19 protein-coding genes are annotated in these 18928 nt (G+C 74.6%); 13 read left to right on the plus strand and 6 right to left on the minus strand.

Going from position 1 to position 18928, the window contains the following annotated elements:
* Nucleotides 1-128 precede the first annotated feature (128 nt).
* The 3 genes from BJP25_RS05435 (at nucleotide 129) to BJP25_RS05445 (ending at nucleotide 1731) form a co-directional block, all read left to right on the plus strand.
* Nucleotides 129-944: a lytic transglycosylase domain-containing protein gene (locus BJP25_RS05435; RefSeq protein WP_075974097.1), complete on the plus strand. Its 816-nt coding sequence runs from the start codon at nucleotides 129-131 to the stop codon at nucleotides 942-944.
* An 86-nt stretch (nucleotides 945-1030) separates the two neighbouring features.
* Nucleotides 1031-1381 carry a hypothetical protein gene (locus BJP25_RS05440; protein ID WP_233157919.1) on the plus strand — a complete coding sequence of 117 codons (351 nt, stop codon included), beginning with the start codon at nucleotides 1031-1033 and terminating at the stop codon, nucleotides 1379-1381.
* The gene (locus BJP25_RS05445; RefSeq protein ID WP_075973658.1) at nucleotides 1378-1731 is read left to right on the plus strand and encodes a DUF3817 domain-containing protein; all 354 of its coding nucleotides are present in this window, start codon (nucleotides 1378-1380) and stop codon (nucleotides 1729-1731) included. The genes BJP25_RS05440 and BJP25_RS05445 overlap by 4 nt, the downstream gene beginning before the upstream one ends.
* Nucleotides 1732-1791: 60 nt before the next feature.
* Here the strand turns inward: BJP25_RS05445 and BJP25_RS05450 are convergent, their stop codons facing one another.
* From BJP25_RS05450 to BJP25_RS05460, 3 genes are all read right to left on the minus strand, one after another.
* Nucleotides 1792-2640 carry a spermidine synthase gene (locus tag BJP25_RS05450; RefSeq protein ID WP_075973659.1) on the minus strand — a complete coding sequence of 283 codons (849 nt, stop codon included), beginning with the start codon at nucleotides 2638-2640 and terminating at the stop codon, nucleotides 1792-1794.
* On the minus strand, nucleotides 2637-3041 hold the full coding sequence (speD, locus tag BJP25_RS05455; RefSeq protein WP_075973660.1) for an adenosylmethionine decarboxylase: 405 nt from the start codon (nucleotides 3039-3041) through the stop codon (nucleotides 2637-2639). The genes BJP25_RS05450 and speD overlap by 4 nt, the downstream gene beginning before the upstream one ends.
* Before the next feature lie 88 nt (nucleotides 3042-3129).
* Nucleotides 3130-4266 (minus strand): type III PLP-dependent enzyme, encoded by a 1137-nt coding sequence (locus BJP25_RS05460; protein WP_233157920.1) that lies wholly within the window; start codon nucleotides 4264-4266, stop codon nucleotides 3130-3132.
* An 88-nt stretch (nucleotides 4267-4354) separates the two neighbouring features.
* Here BJP25_RS05460 and BJP25_RS05465 point away from each other — a divergent pair, with 88 nt between their 5' ends.
* Nucleotides 4355-5644 carry an MFS transporter gene (locus BJP25_RS05465; RefSeq protein WP_233157921.1) on the plus strand — a complete coding sequence of 430 codons (1290 nt, stop codon included), beginning with the start codon at nucleotides 4355-4357 and terminating at the stop codon, nucleotides 5642-5644.
* Here BJP25_RS05465 and BJP25_RS05470 read toward each other — a convergent pair.
* Nucleotides 5627-7213, minus strand: coding sequence for a solute symporter family protein (locus BJP25_RS05470; protein ID WP_075973662.1), 1587 nt, complete (start codon nucleotides 7211-7213; stop codon nucleotides 5627-5629). The two genes, BJP25_RS05465 and BJP25_RS05470, sit on opposite strands and share 18 nt — an antisense overlap.
* On the minus strand, nucleotides 7210-7614 hold the full coding sequence (locus BJP25_RS05475) for a DUF485 domain-containing protein (protein ID WP_075973663.1): 405 nt from the start codon (nucleotides 7612-7614) through the stop codon (nucleotides 7210-7212). Before BJP25_RS05475 ends, BJP25_RS05470 begins: the two co-directional genes overlap by 4 nt.
* Nucleotides 7615-8351: 737 nt before the next feature.
* On the opposite strand from BJP25_RS05475, the gene BJP25_RS36085 reads away from it, so the two are divergent.
* The 4 genes from BJP25_RS36085 to BJP25_RS05495 all read left to right on the plus strand — a co-directional run bounded on the left by BJP25_RS36085 (nucleotide 8352) and on the right by BJP25_RS05495 (nucleotide 13395).
* Entirely contained in the window at nucleotides 8352-11726 is a 3375-nt protein-coding gene (locus tag BJP25_RS36085) for a nitrate- and nitrite sensing domain-containing protein (RefSeq protein ID WP_143218887.1), read from the plus strand.
* A gap of 103 nt (nucleotides 11727-11829) precedes the next feature.
* Entirely contained in the window at nucleotides 11830-12270 is a 441-nt protein-coding gene (locus BJP25_RS05485) for a roadblock/LC7 domain-containing protein (protein WP_075973664.1), read from the plus strand.
* Nucleotides 12270-12794: a DUF742 domain-containing protein gene (locus BJP25_RS05490; RefSeq protein WP_075973665.1), complete on the plus strand. Its 525-nt coding sequence runs from the start codon at nucleotides 12270-12272 to the stop codon at nucleotides 12792-12794. The genes BJP25_RS05485 and BJP25_RS05490 overlap by 1 nt, the downstream gene beginning before the upstream one ends.
* On the plus strand, nucleotides 12775-13395 hold the full coding sequence (locus BJP25_RS05495; RefSeq protein ID WP_075973666.1) for a GTP-binding protein: 621 nt from the start codon (nucleotides 12775-12777) through the stop codon (nucleotides 13393-13395). The genes BJP25_RS05490 and BJP25_RS05495 overlap by 20 nt, the downstream gene beginning before the upstream one ends.
* 43 nt (nucleotides 13396-13438) lie before the next feature.
* Here BJP25_RS05495 and BJP25_RS05500 read toward each other — a convergent pair whose 3' ends face one another.
* Nucleotides 13439-14065, minus strand: a complete 627-nt coding sequence (locus tag BJP25_RS05500) for a TetR/AcrR family transcriptional regulator (RefSeq protein ID WP_075973667.1) — start codon at nucleotides 14063-14065, stop codon at nucleotides 13439-13441.
* Between the two features lie 128 nt (nucleotides 14066-14193).
* On the opposite strand from BJP25_RS05500, the gene BJP25_RS05505 reads away from it, so the two are divergent.
* The 5 genes from BJP25_RS05505 to BJP25_RS05525 all read left to right on the plus strand — a co-directional run bounded on the left by BJP25_RS05505 (nucleotide 14194) and on the right by BJP25_RS05525 (nucleotide 18926).
* The gene (locus tag BJP25_RS05505; RefSeq protein ID WP_198943349.1) at nucleotides 14194-15345 is read left to right on the plus strand and encodes an acyl-CoA dehydrogenase family protein; all 1152 of its coding nucleotides are present in this window, start codon (nucleotides 14194-14196) and stop codon (nucleotides 15343-15345) included.
* A gap of 13 nt (nucleotides 15346-15358) precedes the next feature.
* The gene (locus BJP25_RS05510; protein ID WP_075973669.1) at nucleotides 15359-16531 is read left to right on the plus strand and encodes an acyl-CoA dehydrogenase family protein; all 1173 of its coding nucleotides are present in this window, start codon (nucleotides 15359-15361) and stop codon (nucleotides 16529-16531) included.
* A 151-nt stretch (nucleotides 16532-16682) separates the two neighbouring features.
* On the plus strand, nucleotides 16683-17762 hold the full coding sequence (locus BJP25_RS05515) for a zinc-binding dehydrogenase (protein WP_075973670.1): 1080 nt from the start codon (nucleotides 16683-16685) through the stop codon (nucleotides 17760-17762).
* 115 nt (nucleotides 17763-17877) lie between these two features.
* Nucleotides 17878-18579 (plus strand): energy-coupling factor ABC transporter permease, encoded by a 702-nt coding sequence (locus tag BJP25_RS05520; protein WP_075973671.1) that lies wholly within the window; start codon nucleotides 17878-17880, stop codon nucleotides 18577-18579.
* On the plus strand, nucleotides 18576-18926 hold the full coding sequence (locus BJP25_RS05525) for a PDGLE domain-containing protein (protein WP_075973672.1): 351 nt from the start codon (nucleotides 18576-18578) through the stop codon (nucleotides 18924-18926). Before BJP25_RS05520 ends, BJP25_RS05525 begins: the two co-directional genes overlap by 4 nt.
* Nucleotides 18927-18928 lie beyond the last annotated feature (2 nt).

An 18928-nucleotide genomic window follows, 5' to 3' on the forward strand; every position in this document is an offset into this window, starting at 1 on the left:
CGTGCGCCCGGGGGCGGTGGCGGAACCAGGGCTGGAGCGCGGTGGCGGACGTGGAGACCCCGATCGAGGCGGAGCGGGACGAGCAGGGGCCGGACCCGGCGCGGTCGCGCCGGTCGACGGCCACCCGGCTGCGCGCCGCCCTCACCCGGCTGCGCCCGACCGGCGTCGCCGCCCGGTTGACCGTGGTCGCGCTCGTGCTCGGCCTGGCCGCCGGGTCGGTGCTGCTGGTCCGCGCGCTGGTCACCCCCGCGCCCGGCCCCGCACCGGAGGTCCCGGCCGAGCAGGTCACCGCCGCGGACGTGCGCCCCAACTCGGCGGCCCCGCCCGAGGTGACCGCGCAGGCCGCCCCGCAGCCGCGGGCCGCCGCGGGCGCCGACCCGCTGCGCGCCTGGGCGGACCGGCTCGCCGGGCCCACCGGCATCCCGGCCAGGGCGCTGATGGCCTACGGCAACGCCGAGCTGGTCGTGCGCTCGACCACGCCCGGCTGCCACCTGTCCTGGCCCACGCTGGCGGGCATCGGCCGGATCGAGTCCAACCACGGCCAGTACGGCGGCGCCACCCTCGGCGCGGACGGCCGCCCGTCGAAGCCGATCACCGGCGTGCCGCTGGACGGCTCGGCCGGGGTCAAGGCCATCGGGGACACCGACGGCGGCCTGTTCGACGGCGACGCCACCGTCGACCGCGCCGTCGGCCCGATGCAGTTCATCCCCTCGACCTGGCGCGCCTGGTCCTCCGACGCCAACCTCGACGGCCGCGGCGACCCGCAGCAGATCGACGACGCCGCCCTGGCCGCGGGCCGCTACCTGTGCGCGGGCGGGCGCGACCTGGGCACCCCCGCGGGCTGGTGGGCCGGGGTGTTCTCCTACAACAACTCGGTGCCCTACGGGCAGAAGGTCTTCGGCCTGGCCGACGGGTACGCCAGGACCGCCTCCGCCCAGGGCTGACCCGCCCCCGCGCGCCCGAGTGGCGCAGCTCATGCGGCGGGCACGCGCCCGCTCCCCCTCAGCCGACCCGGGCTAGCATCGGGGGCGTGCCCGGCCTGCGGAAGTTCGCGGTGGTGGCGGTCAGCGCCCTCTCGCTGCTCGCCTGCTGCGGGCTGGCCTACTGGCAGTGGCAGCGGTTCGAGTCGGCCAACGGGACCTTCCAGAACCTCGGCTACGTGCTGCAGTGGCCGCTGTTCGGCATCGCGCCCGCCTACATGTTCTGGCGGCTGCGCAAGCTCCGGGCCCAGCAGCCCGCGGCACCCCCCGCGCCGCCGCCCCCTCCGCCCCCACCACCCCCCGCCCGCCCGCGCGCGGCCGCGCAGCCGCACGAGGACGATGACGAGCTGGCGGCCTACAACCGCTACCTCGCAGGACTCAACGCCCAGGAGCCCCGATGAGCATGACCGACGAGGAGAACCCCGGCCAGGCGGTCGCCGCCAAGGGCACCCGGGGGGCGCTGGCCCGCTACCGCATCCTCGCCTACGTGGTGGGCGTGGGCCTGCTGGCGCTGGTCGCGGCCATGGTCGTCAAGTACGGGTTCGACAACGCGACGCCGGTGGCCGTGGTGGGCCCCGCGCACGGGTTCCTGTACGCGGTGTACCTGGTGTTCGCCTTCGACCTGGCGCTCAAGGCGCGCTGGTCGGTGAAGGGCACGCTGCTGGTGCTGCTGGCCGGGACGCTGCCGTTCGTGTCGTTCGTCGTCGAGCGCAAGGTCACCGCGAAGGTGCGCGCGGGCGAGAAGCTCTGAACCGGACCTGAACGCGGGAGGGGCCCGGCTCACCGCCGGGCCCCTCCCGCGTGCACCGCGCTACCCCAGCGACTTGCGCACCAGGTACGGCGGGATGGTGTTGCCCTGCAGGGCCAGGTCGTCGATGGACTCCGGGCGGTAGGGCAGCGTGGTGAGGCGCTGCCGCATCCGCGCGGTGGGGTCGTCCACGGCGTCGGCCATGCCGAACAGGAACGCCCACTCGTGCTCGTCGGAGCCGTAGTAGACGGTCGTGGCGAACACGTCGTTGAACCGCTTCCACGAGCGGATCAGCGTCTCGTTGCGCCACATCGTCTGGCAGCCCGCCTGGCACACCACGACCCCGCCCGGGGCCAGCAGCTCGCGGCAGCTGGTCAGGAACTCGGCCTCGTACAGGCGGTTGTGCTGGGCGAACTCGGGCCGCTCGTCGGGCAGGTCGACCACGACGACGTCGTAGCGCTGCGCGGACTCCCGCACGTGCTTGAAGCCGTCGGCGTAGTGCACGTGGACGGGACCGTCGCCCGCCACCGCCGCGGCCAGCTCCTGCGGGGTGTAGCCGTAGGGCAGGTGCTCCGCGCACAGCTCGACGGCCTGCTGGTCGATGTCGACGTGGTCGACCAGGGTGGCGCCCGCGGCCACGGAGAGCTGGCTGGCCACGCCCTCCGACGAGCCCACCACGAGCACCCGGCGCACCTCGGGCACCAGCAGGAAGGCCGGGACCATCAGGGCCTCGTGGTAGGTCAGCTGCGTCTGCTCGGTGCTCTGCCGGTCGTCGTCGCAGAACAGCGAGCGGCCCTGGGCGGTGTCGGCGATGACCAGGTGCTGGAACTCGGTCTTGGTGTCGACGACCACCTCCCCGACCGACCAGGTGCGGGTGAGGCCGGGGCCGAGGGGTTCGAGGATGTCGCTCACGCCGCCGACTCCGCGGTCACGCCCGCACGTCCCCTGTGGACCGTGGTGATCCGCGCGTCGCGCGCGCCGAGGCCGTCGCGCAGCAGGGCCGCGGCCAGCTCCGGGTCGGCGGTGTCGCCGCAGGTGAAGATGTCGACGAACATCGAGCCGATCTCGGGGTAGGTGTGGATCGAGGCGTGCGACTCCGACAGCAGCGCCAGGACCGTGACGCCCTGCGGCTCGAAGCGCTTGGACACCACGTCGCAGACGGTGGCACCGGCGGACTTCAGCGCGCCCTCCAGGGTGGTGCGCAGAAAGCCGAGGTCGTCCAGCAGCGACGGATCGACACCGTCGAACTCGGCGAGCACGTGCCTGCCCGCGAACTGGCCGACGCCCTGGTCGGGCGCGCCGTCGTACGACATTAGACCTCCAACGGGGGGTGTGGTGGGGGGTGTGCCTGGGGGCTATTGCGTTGTCCGGCGCCGCGTCGCGCGGCCCCCGCGGGGTCGCTCAGCCGACGACGTGCACCGGCAGCGGCGGGAAGCCGTTGAACGACACCGAGGAGTAGCTCGCGGTGTACGCGCCCGCGTCGAGGATGTCGACGTGGTCGCCCGCGCGCAGCGCCAGCGGGAGACGATACGGGGTCCGCTGGTAGATCACATCATCGCCGTCGCAGGTCGGCCCGGCGATGGTCACCGGGCCGTCCGGTCCGCCGTCGTGGGGGGTGCGCAGCCGGTAGGCGATGTACTCGTTCTCCGTCTCGGCCAGCCCGGAGTAGCGGCCCACGTCCAGGTACACCCAGCGGCGCTCGTCGCCGTCGGACTTGCGCGAGACCAGCACGACCTCGCTGCGCAGCACCCCGGCGGTGGCCACCACCGCCCGGCCGGGCTCCACCCACAGCCGCGGCGGGGTGGGGAAGTGCTCGGCCACGGCCGCGCGGATGGCGGCGGCGTGCTCGTCGAGGGGCGGCGCGGGGGTGCGGTAGCCGGTGGGGAAGCCGCCGCCGAGGTTGAGCGCGGGCGCGGGCACCCCGGCGGCGCGGGTGATCGCGGCGGCCTGCTCGACCCCCGCCACCCACGCGGCGGGGTCGGTGTGCTGCGACCCGACGTGGAAGCACAGCCCGTCGACGCGCAGCCCCAGCTCCGCCGCGCGCCGCAGCAGCCGCGCCGCGGTGGCGGGGGAGCAGCCGAACTTCGCCCCGAACGGCGTGCCGGAGGCGGGCGCGTCCACCAGGAACCGCACGGCCACCCGCGCGCCAGGGGCGTGCTCGGCGATGGCCTCCAGGTCGCCGTCGGAGTCGGTGGTGAACCGGCGGACGCCGCGGGCGTGGGCGTACGCGACGTCGACGGCCTTCTTGATCGGGTTGCCGTAGGACAGGTCGGCCGGGTCGGCGCCCTGCGCCAGGCACAGGTCGACCTCGCCGGTGCTGGCGACGTCGAACCCCGACCCCTCGGCGGCCAGCGCGGCCACCACCTCCGGGGCCGGGTTCGCCTTGACCGCGTAGAGCACCCCCGCCTCCGGCAGGGCCGCCCGCAGCCGGTGGTAGTTGGCCCGCACGGTGGCGAGGTCAAGCACCAGGCACGGCGTGGCGGGGGCGCGTTCGTCGAGGTACGCGCGCACCGCCGCGTCGGAGGGGGAGTGCAGCACGGCGAGCAGCGTAGTACCGGGCGGGGCGCCGGGGGGCGTCCCGTGTCCGTCGCAACACCCGGCGCCCCTGCCCGTAGCATCCCCGCCTGTGAACAGCCGGATCCGTGCGTCCTACGCCATGGGCTCGTTGGCCACCGGGTCCTTCGGGACGGTGCCCGGCCTGCTGCTCCTGCCCTTCCTCACCGACGAGCTGGCCGTGCCCGCCGCCGTCGCCGGGGTGCTGGTGCTGCTGCCCAAGGCCTGGGACGTGCTGCTCAACCCGGTCGCCGGGCGGATCAGCGACGCCTCCCGGCACCCGCTGGGCCCGCGCAGGCCGTTCCTGCTGCGCGCCGGGCTGGCGCTGGCGGTGCTGTTCGCGCTGATGTTCCTGCCCCCGCTGTTCGGCTCGCCGTGGCTCGACGGCGGCTACGTCACCGCGCTGTTCCTGTTGTGCGCCACGGCGTTCGCCTTCTTCCAGGTGCCGTTCAACGCGATGACCCCGGAGCTGACCGCCGACACCGGCGAGCGGACGCGGCTGACCGCGTGGCGCATCGCCGTGCTGGCCGTGGCGATCCTGCTCTCCGGCGCCGGGGCCCCGCTGCTGCGCGACGCCTTCGACGGCTACCGGGCCATGGGCGTGGCGGTGGGCGCGCTGATCGCGGTGGGCGTGCTCAGCGTCTACTTCGGCACGAAGGACGCCCCGGTGGTGCGCTCGACCTCGGCGGGCATGGGCTACCGGGAGCTGTTCGCGGCGGTGCGCGGGGCCCCGGTGTTCCGGGTGGTGTTCGCCGGGTTCGTGGTGCAGGCGGTGGGGATCGGCACCCTGCTGGCCGGGGTCGACTACGTGGCCCGCGTGGTGCTGCGCGACCCGGGCGCGCAGACGCTGCTGTTCGCCGCGTTCGTCGCGCCCGCGCTGGTGGTGATGCCGCTGTGGCGGCGGGCGGCGGCCCGGTGGGGCATCCGGGCGGGGTGGCTGGCGTCCACGGCGCTGTTCGCCCTCGCCCTGCTCGGCGCGGCCCTGCTGCCGCCCACCCCGGTGCTGGTGGCGCTGGTGGCCTGCTGCGGCATGGGGTACGCGGGCCTGCAGGTCTTCCCGATCACGCTGCTCGCGGAGATCATCAGCGCCGAGGAGCGGCGCACCGGCGGCACCAGGGCGGGGGCGTTCTCCGGGGTCTGGACGGCGGGGGAGACCCTCGGGCTGGCGCTCGGGCCGGGGGTGTTCGGCCTGGTGCTCGCCCTCGGCGGCTACCGGGCGGGCGCCGACCCGGCCACCCAGCCAGGGTCGGCGGCCACCGCGATCACCCTCGGGTTCTCCGTGCTGCCCGCGGCGCTGGTGCTGGCGACGCTGCCGCTGCTGCGCCGCGCGCAGGCGCCCGCGGCCTCAGAGCCCGGTGAGTGAGCGGACCTCCATCTCCGCCTGCCGCCGCGGGTCGGCCTCCTCGCGGCCGAGCACCGTGCCCAGCCAGCCGCAGGCGAACGACACCGGGATCGACACCAGCCCGGGGTTCGACAGCGGGAACACCGCGAAGTCCACCCCGGGCAGGATCGAGGTCGGCTCGCCCGACACCACCGGCGACAGCACCACCAGCAGCAGGCACGAGCCCAGCCCGCCGTACATCGCCCACAGCGTGCCGGAGGTGGTGAACCGCTTCCAGAACAGGGAGTACAGCAGGGTCGACAGGTTGGCCGAGGCGGCGAACGCGAACGCCAGGCCCACCAGGAAGGCGACGTTCTGCCCGTTGGCCAGCACCCCGCCCGCGGTGGCGAGCAGGCCGATGACGACGGCGGTGGCGCGCGCGACGCGCACCTCCGACCCGGGCGCGGGCTCGCCGCGGCGCAGGATGTTGGCGTAGACGTCGTGGGCGAAGGAGGCCGATGCGGTGATCGTCAGCCCGGCCACCACCGCCAGGATCGTCGCGAAGGCCACCGCGGCCACCACGCCGAGCAGCACCGTGCCGCCGATCTGGAAGGCCAGCAGCGGCGCGGCGGAGTTCTCCCGGCCGGTGGAGTTGAGGATGCGGTCCGAGCCCACCAGCGCCGAGGCGCCGTAGCCGATCACCAGGGTGGCCGCGTAGAACACGGCCATGATCCCCACCGCCCACACCACCGAGCGGCGCGCCTGGCCGGCGTCGGGCACGGTGTAGAAGCGCATGAGCACGTGCGGCAGACCCGCCGCGCCGAGCACCAGGGCCACCGACAGCGACAGGAAGTCCACCGCGCTCGTGGTGGTGTGGCCGTACTGCACGCCGGGGGCGAGCACCTTCTCGCCCTTGGCGTTGCCCGCGGCGGCCTGCTCCAGCAGCGCGGAGAGGTCGAAGCCGAACTTGCCGAGCAGGAACACCGTCATCAGCACCGCGCACAGCACGAGCATGGTGGCCTTGATGATCTGCACCCAGGTGGTGCCGCCCATCCCGCCCACCAGCACGTAGACGATCATGACCAGGCCGACGCCCGCGATCACCAGCGCCTGCCCGCCCGCGCCGTGCACGTCGAGCAGCAGCGCCACCACCGCGCCCGCGCCCGCCATCTGCGCGAGCATGTAGAACAGCGAGATCACCAGCGTGGAGGTGGCCGCGGCGGCGCGCACCGGGCGCTGGCGCATCCGGTGCGCGAGCACGTCGCCCATGGTGAACCGGCCGGTGTTGCGCACCGGTTCGGCGACCAGCAGCAGGATCAGCAGCCACGCCACCAGGAAGCCCACCGAGTACAGGAACCCGTCGTAGCCGTTCACCGCGATCGCGCCCGCGATGCCCAGGAACGACGCGGCGGACAGGAAGTCGCCGGAGAGCGCGAAGCCGTTCTGCGCGCCGGTGAACCGGCTGCCCGCGGCGTAGTAGTCGTCGGTGGTGCGCCCGCGGCGGCTGACCCGGTAGACCACCAGCAGCGTGGCCACGACGAACGCGGCGAACACCGCGCCGTTGACCAGTGGGTCCCCGACGCCCTGCGCGGGCTGGGCCAGCGGGCTCACCGGCGGGCCGCCGCGGCGGCGCGGACCTCGGCGGCGAGCGGGTCGAGCCTGCGCCGCGCCCAGCGCGCGTAGCCGAGGGTGATGGCCAGGGTGCTGGCGAACTGCGCCAGGCCCAGCAGCAGCCCGACGGTGACCGCGCCCGCCACGCGGATCGCCATGACCTGCGGCGCGAACGCGGCCAGCAGCACGTAGCCCAGGTACCAGGCGAGGAACAGCGCGGTCATCGGGAAGGCGAAGCGGCGGAAGCGCGAGCGCAGGGCGGTGAAGGCGGGGGTGTCGCGCAGGGCGGCGAGGTCCGGGCCCGCCGCGGCGGGGGCGTCGATGCCGCCGAAGGTGGCGCCGCCGGGTTCGCCCCGGGGTGCGCCGCGCCGGGGGGTGGGGGGTGTGGCGACTCCGGTCATGCATTCCTCCCGAAGCGGGGGTATGAGCGGGGAATGGCCTGCGGTCGAATGGCCGGGCGACATGTTAACCACGCGGGGCGGCGCCGGAGCAATTCCCGGCCGGTTCTCCCCCGCCGGGGCGATCAACGAGATGACGCCGATATCGGTGCGACCGGCCGCGGGCTTCACACGGAATAGTGAATTGTGCCGACAGCTTGCGAACTGGAACTTGCAGTGAGCGGTCGGTCCAGTCGGGGGAGCGGTCGGCCCCCGATCGGCGCGGGTGGTCGGATGCGACGGTGAACAGGGGTTTCCCCAGGTGAGGCCAGCCTGGCCTGCACTGCCGCCGGGGTGTCTCGGCGCCGGGGACGAGGTCACCCGACCGTGGGACTCAAGTCCATTTGATCTCCGCAGAGTGACGAAAACGCCCGTCGGGATGGTGGCGGGCACCGCTCCGAAACTGTTCCCGGCGCCCTTTGCCGCGCGTTCTCGCTGGTCGCCGGGGGTGCGTCGGGAAGACTTGGCGAATCGCCGGATTGAGGTAGTGTTCGGCCTCAAGTTCCCGCTGGGACCGCCGATGTCCGTTGAGGGCGGCGAACCCGGCCGTGGTTGCCCCGGCGTGATTGCCCCCCGGTGGTGCTCTGTGCTGTCCGAGGTCTTCCGTGGAAGGAGAGCGGCGCGGTGATGGTGTTGTTCCGGCGGCGAGGCGAGACCGCCGCGCGATCGGCCCGCCCGGGCCGCGGTGCGGGGGCGGGCACGTGACCGCCACCGCACCGCCCGCGGGCAGTCGGCGGGGCGCGCGGGACCCCGGTGGTCCCGGCGCCCGACCCGAGACCGGTCGCGGGCCCCGGCCGCGGCGCGGCGCCGCCGGTGGGGAAGCCGGCGAGCGCACCGCCTGGCAGGCGCTGACCCGCTGGCGCGACTGGGGCATCCCGGTCAAGCTCGGCGCCGTCATCCTGGTGCCGGTCGCCTTCGCCGTCGTGCTCGGCGCCCTGCGCATCTCCGACCAGGTCGAGCGGGCTGACTCCTACCGCGACGTGGACCGGGTCGTCGCCGTCACCGACGCGCTGCGCGGCCTGCTCAACTGGGTGCAGGTCGAGCGCACCAAGTCCGCGGTGCTGCTCACCGGCGGCTACGGCGACGTCGGCGGCGCCACCGCGGGCGAGCGGCAGAGCGTGCAGTACGCCCGCGAGCAGTTGGGCAAGGCCGTGGCCAAGGCGGACTTCGCCTCCCCGGTGACCCGGGCCCGCTACGCCGACGTGCAGACCGCCCTCGGCCGCCTCGACCAGCTGCGCGGCCCGGTCGCCGCCGCCCAGGTCGACAGCGCCACCGCGCTGGCCCGCTACACCGAGGTCACCGCCGCGCTGCTGGACTTCGACCGCGCCGCCGCCGAGGAGGTCACCGACGAGGCGCTGGCGAGCACCGCCGCCGCCCTGCACGAGCTCGACGCCGTGCAGGAGGAGGTGCGCTACCAGTGGGCGCAGGTCGCCGTCGGCATCGCCCGCGGCGGGCTCACCGCCGCCGACCTCGCCGCGCTGCGCGACTCGCAGGCCCGCCTCGACGACCACGACGCCGCCTACCGGGCGGTGGCCACCGACGCCCAGCGCGCCGACTACGAGCGCGAGCTGTCCATCCCCGCCGCCCGCAACCGCGCCGACCTGCTGCGCCAGGTGCTCGGCGACGGCAGCGCCCCGCCCGCCCCCGGGGCCGCGCTGCCGGTCTCGGCCGGGGACTGGGACGTCGCCTCCGACCTGACCTCCGGCCGGATCAGCGCCGTGGGCTCCACCCTCGGGCAGGGCCTCAAGGCCCGCTCCGACGAGCTGCAGGACGCCGCGGGCGACGCCGCCGGGATCGCCTCGGTGGTGCTCATCCTGGCGCTGGTGCTGGCCGCCGCGGTGATCGTGCTCATCGGCAGGCAGATCCTGCGCTCGCTGGCCGAGCTGCGCCGCGGCGCGCTGGAGGTGGCCCGCACCCGGCTGCCCGCCGAGGTGGCCCGCATCCGCGACGGCGGGGTGGCCGACCCCGGCGCGGTCGAGCCCATCGCGGTGCCCACCGCCGACGAGGTGGGCCAGGTGGCCCGCGCCTTCGACGCGGTGCACGAGCAGGCGCTGCGGTTGGCGGGCGAGCAGGCCGCGCTGCGGGCCCACTACGGCGGCGTCTTCGTCAACCTCTCCCGGCGCAGCCAGGGCCTCGTGCAGCGCCAGCTGCACCTGCTGGAGCGGCTGGAGCGCGACGAGGAGGACGCCGACCAGCTCGACACGCTGTTCCAGCTCGACCACCTCGCCACGCGGATGCGGCGCAACAACGAGAACCTGATGGTGCTCTCCGGCAGCGAGCCCGCGCGCCGCTCCCAGCAGCCCGCACCGCTGGCCGACCTGCTGCGCGCCGCGGTCTCGGAGATCGAGCAGTACCAGCGGGTCGTCATCCAGGACCCGCCGAGCGTGCTCGTCGTCGGCTACGCCGTGGGCGACCTCGTCCGCCTGGTGGCCGAGCTGCTGGACAACGCCGCCGCGTTCTCCGCCCCCACCACCCAGGTCACCGTCACCAGCCACCACACCGAGGGCGGCACGGTGCGGGTCGAGGTGGTCGACCGCGGCATCGGGATGCGCGACGACGAGCTGTCCGACGCCAACCGCAGGCTGGCCGACGCGGGCACGGTCGACGGCTCCACCGCGCGCCGGATGGGCCTGTTCGTCGTGGGCCGCCTCGCCGCCCGGCACGGGGTGCAGGTGCGGCTGCGCGCGGGCAACCAGTCCGGCACCCGCGCCACCGTCGTCATCCCGGCCGACCTGGTGACCGCCAACGTCGCCGACCTCAAGCCCGCCACCCCGCGGCGGACCGCGCCGGAGGGCGCGGCCCGGGTCAACGGCCACGGCACCCGGGCCAACGGCACCGCCAACGGCGCGGTGAACGGCTCGGTGAACGGCACCGCCAACGGCTCGGTCAACGGTGCCACCAAGGGGTCGGTGAACGGCGCCGCCAACGGGTCCCGCGTCAACGGGTCCGGGGTGAACGGTGCCCACCGGTCACCGGCGGGCCCGCCCACCACCAGCTCCGGGCTGCCCCGCCGCACGCCCGCCGGTGGCGACGGCGCGACCCTGCCCGAGCAGGTGCCCACCCCGCGCGAGTCCGACGCCCGCGGCGACCAGCAGCAGCCCCCGGCCGCGGACAAGCCCGCCGCGCCGGAGCCCAAGGCGACCGGCTGGTCGAGCGTGCGCCCGCCGCTGCCCGACCGCCCCGCGGGTGAGCAGGTCCCGCTGCCGCGCCGCGAGCCGCGCTCCACCAGGCGCGGCGACGCCCAGCGGGGCGCGGGCCAGCAGGGTCGGGGCCGGGAGGGTGCGGGCCGACCCGGCGGGCAGCGCGCCGAGGCCACCGGCGAGCACCTGTTCGCACCGAGCCCCGCCGAGCAGACCGGGTGGTGGGACACCACCCCGGAGCGCGCCCCCGGCGCCCCGCCCGCGGCGGCGCTGCAGGAGACCACGCCGATCTTCGACGAGATGATCTCGGCCTGGTTCCGCGCGGTCACCGACGACCCGGCCAGCTCCGCCGACGACGTCCGCACCCCGCCGACCGGGTCCTGGGACTTCGCCGCCGACCAGGGGTTCAGCACCGCCCAGGCGGTCGCGGACACCGCGCCGGAGGACTTCACCGGCACCGGCCTGCCGCGCCGCACACCGCGCCGCAACCTGGTGCCCGGCAGCATCGACCGGCCCTCCTCCGAGGTGCCCCCGGGCGCCCCGATCGGCTCCCGCAACGCCGCCGAGCTGCGGCAGCGGCTGTCGAGCTACCAGCGCGGGGTGCACCGGGCGCGCGGGGCCCACCACGCCGGGCCCGCGCACGCCGCCCCCGAGCCCGCCGGGCCGGACCTCACCGGCGCCGGGTTCCGGATCAGCGCGGACACCCCGCCCGCCGAGGTCGCCGACACCGGGCTGCCCCGGCGCACCCCGCGCCAGCGGCTGCTGCCCGGCAGCCTCGACCCCGCGCCCGCCCCGGCGCCCGGACCGGTGATGGAGCGCGACGCCGCGGCGCTGCGCACCCGGCTGGGCAGCCTGCAACGCGGCATCGGCCGCGGCCGCGAGTCGCTGTCGCGCCGCCCCGAGCCCGCCCAGGACCCGGACCGGGGGTGGGGCTGATGCGCCGACCCCCGGCGCCACCCCCGCCCCGCGAGCCCACCCCGACGACGTCCCCGCCGATGTCCCGGAACCCCGAACCCGACCCGCCGAGGAGCACGAGCACATGACGAGCGCACAGCCGAAGCCGAGCCAGTTCGGGTGGCTGGTCAACGAGTTCGCCGAGCGGGTCACCGGCGTCGCGCACGCCGTGGTCGTCTCCGCCGACGGCCTGCTGCTGACCTCCTCGGCCCGGCTCCCGGTCGACCGCGCCGACCAGCTGGCGGCGGTGGCCTCCGGGGTGATCAGCCTCACCCAGGGCGCGGCCCGCTGCTTCGAGGCGGGCGCGGTCAAGGAGACCGTGGTCGAGATGGAGCGCGGGATCATGCTGCTGATGGCCATCAGCGACGGCTCCTGCCTGGCCGTGCTGGCCGCCCCGACCTGCGACATCGGCCAGGTCGCCTACGAGATGACGCTGCTGGTGGACCGGGTGGGCCAGATTCTGACCCCGGAGCTGCGGGCGGCGCTGCAGGGCTCGTCCGGTCGGCTGGTCCGGCAGCCCGCGTGATGGCCGAGCTGCCGGACCGGGGCTTCGCGGACGTGCTCAACGGGTTCACCCTCGGCCACCACGCCGAGCGCCCCGCCGAGGAGGTGCCCGCGCCGCCCCCGGCCGCCCCGGTCGGTGAGCGCGGGGTGCTGCGGGTGGAGCCGGAGTGGCCCCGGGTCGAGGCCTGCGAGCCGGTCGCCGCCGAGACCACCGCCATCGTGCGGCCCTACGCCTGGACCAGGGGGCGCACCCGCTCGGCGTTCGACCTGCGGGTGGAGACGATGGTCTCCACCGGCGAGCGCACCGCCGACGCCGCCGCGTTCGCCGAGTCCGAGCACCGCGAGATCGCCGTGCTGTGCCGCGACCCGCGCTCGGTCGCGGAGGTCGCCACCCTGATGGGCGCCCCGCTCGGGGTCGCCAAGGTCCTGCTGGGGGACATGGCCCAGCTGGGCCTGGTCGTCGTGCACAAGACAGCGGCCGGGGGCGCCAACCGCGCGCACCTGGTGTTGATGGAAAGGGTTCTCAGTGGACTCCGTCGGCTTTGACGGCCCCGGCGGTGCCGAGGGCACCGCGGCGCCTGCGCTCACCTCGGTCAAGATCGTCGTGGCGGGCGGGTTCGGCGCGGGCAAGACCACCTTCGTCGGCGCGGTGTCCGAGATCGTCCCGCTCACCACCGAGGCGGTGATGACCAGCGCCAGCACCGGCATCGACGACACCTCCGCCACCCCGGACAAGCAGACCACCACGGTCGCCATGGACTTCGGGCGCGTGTCGCTGGAGGAGGACCTGGTGCTGTACCTGTTCGGCACCCCGGGCCAGCAGCGCTTCTGGTTCATGTGGGACGACCTGGTGCGCGGGGCCATCGGCGCGGTGGTGCTGGCCGACACCCGGCGGCTGGCCGACTCGTTCAGCCCGATCGACTTCTTCGAGGAGCGCGAGCTGCCCTACGTGGTGGGCCTCAACTGCTTCAACGGCGTGCTCGACCACGAGGTCGAGGAGGTGCGCGAGGCGCTGGCGATCCCGCCCCAGGTGCCGATCGTGCCCTGCGACGCCCGCGACCGCGACAGCGTCAAGCAGACGCTGATCACGATGGTCGAGTACTCCATGCAGCGCTGGGTGACCCTGCACGGCGCCGGGGTGGGCTGAGGCCCGCGGTCAGCCCGGGGTCGCGGTCAGCCCAGGGTCGCGGTCAGCCCAGGGTCGCGCGCAGCTGGGCCAGCCCGGCCACGAACGCCTCCAGGGCCAGGTCGAAGCTGTCGGCGTCGATCTCGTCGGCGTGCTCGCGCAGCCGGTGCGCCTGGTCGAGGTGCGGGTACCGGTCGACGTAGACCTGCACGTCGTCCTCGAAGCCTCGGGAGAACGACGACATCGCCGCGCCCAGCACCAGGTACTTCGTCGACGCGCCGATCATCGTGGCGTAGCGGGGCGGCCAGCCCGCGCGCACCAGCCCGCCGTGCACCGCGTCCGCGCGGGCCAGCGCGGTCTCCCGGCGGGCGGGCCCCGACGCCAGCACCGGCACCAGGTTCGGGTGCGCGGCCAGCGCCGCGCGGTAGGAGCGCGCCCAGGTCCGCAGGCCCGCCCGCCAGTCGACCCCGGCGAAGTCCGACACGTCCACAGCGGACATCACCGCGTCCGCCACGTCCTGCAGCAGCTCGTCCTTGGTGCGGTAGTGGCTGTAGAGCGACGCCGCCTGCACGCCCAGCGCCGCGGCGAGCCTGCGCATCGACAGCGCGTCCAGGCCGTCGGCGTCGACCAGCGCCAGCGCCGTGGCGCGGATGCGCTCCCGGCTCAGCAGGGGGGTCGTCGGACGGGGCACGTGTGTCTCCCGGGTCACTGCCGCGCGGTGTTGCCCCGCGGTCGCGGGTCATCCTATCCTGGCTTAACCTAACACCGTTTGGTTTGTGCGGTGCGCCCGTCCAGCAGCGATGACGCCAGGGAGTTGTGGTGGACCTGTCCCTCACCGACGAGCAGCAGGCCCTGTGGGACCTCGCCCGCGACTTCATCGACCGCGAGGTCGTGCCGAACTCCCGGGACTGGGACCGGCGCGAGCAGGTCGACCGCGGGATCGTCGCCAAGCTCGGCGCCGTCGGGTTCCTCGGCATGACCATCCCCGAGGAGTACGGCGGCTCCGGCGGGGACAACCTGTCCTACTGCCTGGTGATGGAGGAGCTGGGTCGGGGTGACTCGGCCATCCGCGGCATCGTCAGCGTCTCGCTGGGGCTGGTCGGCAAGTCGATCCACAAGTGGGGCACCGAGGAGCAGCGGCAGCGGTGGCTGCCCCGGCTGTGCAGCGGCGAGTCGCTGGCCTGCTTCGGCCTGACCGAGCCCGACACCGGCTCGGACGCGGGCAACCTGTCCACCCGGGCCGTGCGCGAGGGCGACGAGTACGTCATCACCGGCTCGAAGATGTTCATCACCAACGGCACCTGGGCCGACGTCAGCCTGGTCTTCGCCCGCACCGGCGGCCCCGGTCCCAAGGGCGTCAGCGCGTTCCTGGTGCCCACCGACGCGCCCGGCTTCGAGCACCGGGAGATCAAGGGCAAGCTCGGCCTGCGCGGGCAGTCCACCGGCGAGCTGGTGCTCGACGGCGTGCGGGTGCCCGCGAGCGCCCGCCTCGGCGACGAGGGCGTCGGGTTCAAGATCGCCATGTCCGCGCTGGACAAGGGCAGGATGTCGGTCGCGGCGGGCTGCGTCGGGCTGGCCAAGGGCGCGCTGGAGGCCTCGGTCCAGTACGCCAAGGAGCGCACCCAGTTCGGCAAGCCCATCGCCTCCTACCAGCTGGTGCAGGAGATGCTGGCCGACATGGCCGTCGGCACCGACGCCGCGCGGCTGCTGGTGTGGCGGGTGGCCGACCTCATCGAGCGCGGCCTGCCCTTCGGCACCGCGGCCTCGATGGCCAAGCTGCACGCCAGCGAGAACGCCGTCGCCGCGGCCAACCTGGCGATCCAGGTGTTCGGCGGGTACGGCTACCTCGACGAGTACCCCGTGTCGAAGTACCTGCGCGACGCGCGCGTGATGACCCTCTACGAGGGCACCACCCAGATCCAGAAGCTGCTCATCGGCCGCGCGCTCACCGGCGTCAACGCCTTCGCCTGACAAGGAGGACGGGATGGATTTCTCGCTCAGCGAGGAGGAGGCGCAGGTCCGCGACTGGGTCCGGACCTTCGTCCGCAAGGAGGTCATGCCCCTGGAGCAGGAGGTGCTGCGCCGCGAGCGCGCGCACCAGCCGGGGCTGACCCACGACGAGCTGGTGGAGTTGCAGGACAAGGCCAAGCAGTCCGGGTTCTGGGGCGTGCAGACGCCCGAGGAGTACGGCGGCATGGGGCTGAGCGCGGTCATGTCCGCGCTGCTGGAGGCCGAGCTGGGCCGCTCCTTCGTGCAGTTCCGCTTCGGCGGCTACGCCGACAACATCCTCTACCACGCCAACGACGAGCAGAAGCAGCGCTACCTGCTGCCGACGCTGTCCGGCGAGCGCCGCTCCTGCTTCGCCATCACCGAACCCGGCGCCGGGTCCGACGCGCGCAACATCCGCACCGCGGCCCGCCAGGACGGCACCGACTGGGTGATCAACGGCGAGAAGACCTTCATCACCGGCGGCAACGAGGCCGACTTCGCGATGGTGTTCGCCGTGACGGACAAGGAGAAGGGCGCCAACGGCGGCGTCACCTGCTTCCTGGTCGACCGCGACATGGGCTGGCGCAGCGAGCACATCGACACCATGGGCGAGTGGGGCCCGGCCGCGCTGGTCTTCGAGGACGTGCGCGTGCCGCGGGAGAACGTCCTCGGTGAGGTGGGCGGCGGCTTCGCGCTGGCGATGAAGTGGATCGGCCGCGGCCGGTACATGCTGCCCGCGCGCGCCCTCGGCGCCTGCGAGCGGCTGGTCGAGATGGCCATCGAGCAGGCCAACAACCGCGTCACCTTCGGCGAGCCGATCGCCAACCGGCAGGCGATCCAGTGGATGCTGGCCGACTCGGCCGTGGAGATCGAGGCGCTGCGCTGGCTGGTGCTGCACGCGGCGTGGCTGGTCGACCAGCCGGGCGTGGACTCCCGCCACCACCAGTCCATCGCCAAGCTCTACGGCGGGGTCAAGGCCAACGAGATCGTCGACCGGGTCCTGCAGATCCACGGCGGCATGGGCTACACCCGCGAGCTGCCGGTGGAGCGCTGGTACCGCGAGCTGCGCCTGCTGCGCATCTACGAGGGCACCGACGAGATCCAGCGCCGCACCATCGCGCGCAACCTGCTCAAGGGGCACGCCAGCGTTTCGGGCACGCTCGGCTGACACCCACCCCCGCGGCGTCGGAGACCCCCGCTGCGGCCCAGCCCACAGCGGGGCGGCCACCCCTGGCGGCCGCCCCGCCCCCGTGCCAGTCTCCTGGTACCCCACCCCAGTTGGACCCCACCCCAGTTCGACCCCACCGTTGAGGAGCGACATGGTCAGGGCCGCAGTGCTCACCGAGCAGGGCAAGCCGACGGAGGTCGTCGACATCGACCTGCCCGAGCCCGGCCCCGGCCGGGTGCGCGTCAAGGTGGCGGCGGCGGGCGTCTGCCACTCCGACCTGTCGCTGTCCAACGGCACGCTCAAGCAGCCGGTGCCCGCCGTGCTCGGCCACGAGGGCGCGGGCGTCGTCACGGCCGTGGGGGAGGGGGTCACCAAGGTCGCCCCCGGCGACCACGTGCTGCTCAACTGGGCGCCGCCGTGCCGGGAGTGCTGGTTCTGCGAGAACGGCGAGCCGTGGCTGTGCGCGCGCAACGGCGACGCCGCGACCGTGGCGCACGGCTCGCTGCCCGACGGGACGCCGCTGTACCCCAGCCTGGGCGCGGGCGCGTTCGCCGAGGAGACGATCGTGCCCGAGGGCGGCGCGGTGAAGATCCCGGCCGACATCCCGCTGGAGCAGGCGGCCGTGCTGGGCTGCGCCGTGCTCACCGGCGCGGGCGCGGTGTTCAACACCGCCCAGGTGCGCCCGGGGCAGGCCGTGGTGGTCGTGGGCGTCGGCGGCATCGGCCTCTCGGTGCTGCAAGCGGCCAGGATCGCGGGCGCCAGCCCGATCATCGCCGTCGACGTGCACGCGGAGAAGGAGGAGTTGGCGGTGGCCCAGGGCGCCACGCACTTCCTCGTCTCCGCCGACACCACGCCCAAGGAGGTGCGCAAGCTCACCGGCGGGCGCGGCGCCGACGTGGCCTTCGAGTGCGTCGGCATCCCGGCCACCATCCGCACCGCCTGGTCGTCGAGCAGGCGCGGCGGGCACGTCGTGGTCGTCGGCGCGGGCAGCGCCAAGGCGGTGGTGGAGTTCTCCGCGCTGGAGCTGTACTGGATGGGCCGCAGCCTCACCGGGTGCCTGTTCGGCTCCACCGACCCCGAGGTCGACGTCCCGCGCCTGCTCGACCTGGTGGCCAGCGGCGAGCTGGACGTGTCGGGCCTGGTCACCACCGTCACCGACCTCGACGGCGTGGAGCAGGCGTTCGAGGACATGCGGCAGGGCAGGGGCGGGCGCACGCTGATCCGGTTCTGAGCGCCGGTGGGGGCGTGACCGGCTGCACGCGGTGTGCTGTTGCAGGGGAATGGCGTTAGCACCCCATGCGCAATAGGCTCACCGGGTACGTCCCCACCCCGCCCCCGGAGGTGCCATGACCACCTCGGTCGCCATGCACATGAGCGACGGCCTGCTCAACTCGCCGACGACCCTGCTGTTCCTCGGCGTGGCCGTGGTCGGCGTCGGCGTCGCCGCCGTGCGGGCGCGCGCCGACCTCGACGACCGCACCGCGCCGATGGCCGGGCTGGTCGCCGCGTTCGTCTTCGCCACCCAGATGCTCAACTTCCCGGTGCTCGCGGGCGTGTCCGGGCACCTGCTCGGCGGCGCCCTGGCCGCCATCCTGGTCGGGCCCTGGGTCGGCGCGCTGTGCGTGTCGATCGTGCTGGTCGTGCAGGCCGTGGTGTTCTCCGACGGCGGGCTGTCCGCGCTCGGCGCCAACATCACCAACATGGCGCTGATCGGCACCGCCGCCGGGTTCGGCACCGCCCTGCTGCTCAAGCGGGTCGCCGCCAGGGGCCGCACCGGCCTCGTCCTGGTCGCCTTCACCGCCGCGCTGGTCAACACCGTCGTGGCGGCGCTGGGCTTCGTGCTGGAGTTCGCCCTGGGCGGCGACGCGGCGTTCGACCTGGGCACCGTGGCGGCGACCATCCTCGGCGTGCACGTGCTCATCGGCATCGGGGAGGGCGTCATCACCGCGCTCACCGTCGGCGCCGTCGCGGCCGTGCGCCCCGACCTGGTCTACCTGCTGCGCGGCACCGCCAAGCCGCTGGAGCTGCGCGGGAAGGCGGCGGCATGAGCACCACGGCCAAGCGCAACACCCGGTTCCTGCTCGGCTTCCTGCTGGTCGCCCTCGTGCTCGCGGGCGGGGTGTCCTACTTCGCCGACCCCAGCCCCGACGGCCTCGACCACGCCACCCTCCAGGGCTGCCAGGTCACCGAGGGGCCCGACGGTGAGCAGTTGACCGGCAACTGCATCGCCCAGGGCGCCCGGGAGCACGCCCTGTCCGACAGCCCGCTCGCGGACTACTCGGTCGGCGGCGACGAGGGGCTGTCCGGGGTCGCGGGCGTGATCGGCGTGGTGCTCACCCTGGCGGTCGCCTTCGGCCTGTTCTGGGTGCTGCGCAGGCGTCCGAGCGAGGAGTAGCC

This window comes from Actinokineospora bangkokensis (genome assembly GCF_001940455.1).
Classification (GTDB): Bacteria; Actinomycetota; Actinomycetes; order Mycobacteriales; family Pseudonocardiaceae; genus Actinokineospora; species Actinokineospora bangkokensis.

Excerpts from the sequence above, each read along its gene's own strand:
- BJP25_RS05445 (WP_075973658.1), top strand. The coding sequence starts at position 1,378 with ATGAGCATGACCGACGAGGAGAACCCCGGCCAGGCGGTCGCCGCCAAG.
- speD (WP_075973660.1), bottom strand. The coding sequence starts at position 3,041 with ATGTCGTACGACGGCGCGCCCGACCAGGGCGTCGGCCAGTTCGCGGGC.
- BJP25_RS05475 (WP_075973663.1), bottom strand. The coding sequence starts at position 7,614 with ATGACCGGAGTCGCCACACCCCCCACCCCCCGGCGCGGCGCACCCCGG.
- BJP25_RS05485 (WP_075973664.1), top strand. The coding sequence starts at position 11,830 with ATGACGAGCGCACAGCCGAAGCCGAGCCAGTTCGGGTGGCTGGTCAAC.
- BJP25_RS05490 (WP_075973665.1), top strand. The coding sequence starts at position 12,270 with ATGGCCGAGCTGCCGGACCGGGGCTTCGCGGACGTGCTCAACGGGTTC.
- BJP25_RS05510 (WP_075973669.1), top strand. The coding sequence starts at position 15,359 with ATGGATTTCTCGCTCAGCGAGGAGGAGGCGCAGGTCCGCGACTGGGTC.
- BJP25_RS05515 (WP_075973670.1), top strand. The coding sequence starts at position 16,683 with ATGGTCAGGGCCGCAGTGCTCACCGAGCAGGGCAAGCCGACGGAGGTC.
- BJP25_RS05520 (WP_075973671.1), top strand. The coding sequence starts at position 17,878 with ATGACCACCTCGGTCGCCATGCACATGAGCGACGGCCTGCTCAACTCG.
- BJP25_RS05525 (WP_075973672.1), top strand. The coding sequence starts at position 18,576 with ATGAGCACCACGGCCAAGCGCAACACCCGGTTCCTGCTCGGCTTCCTG.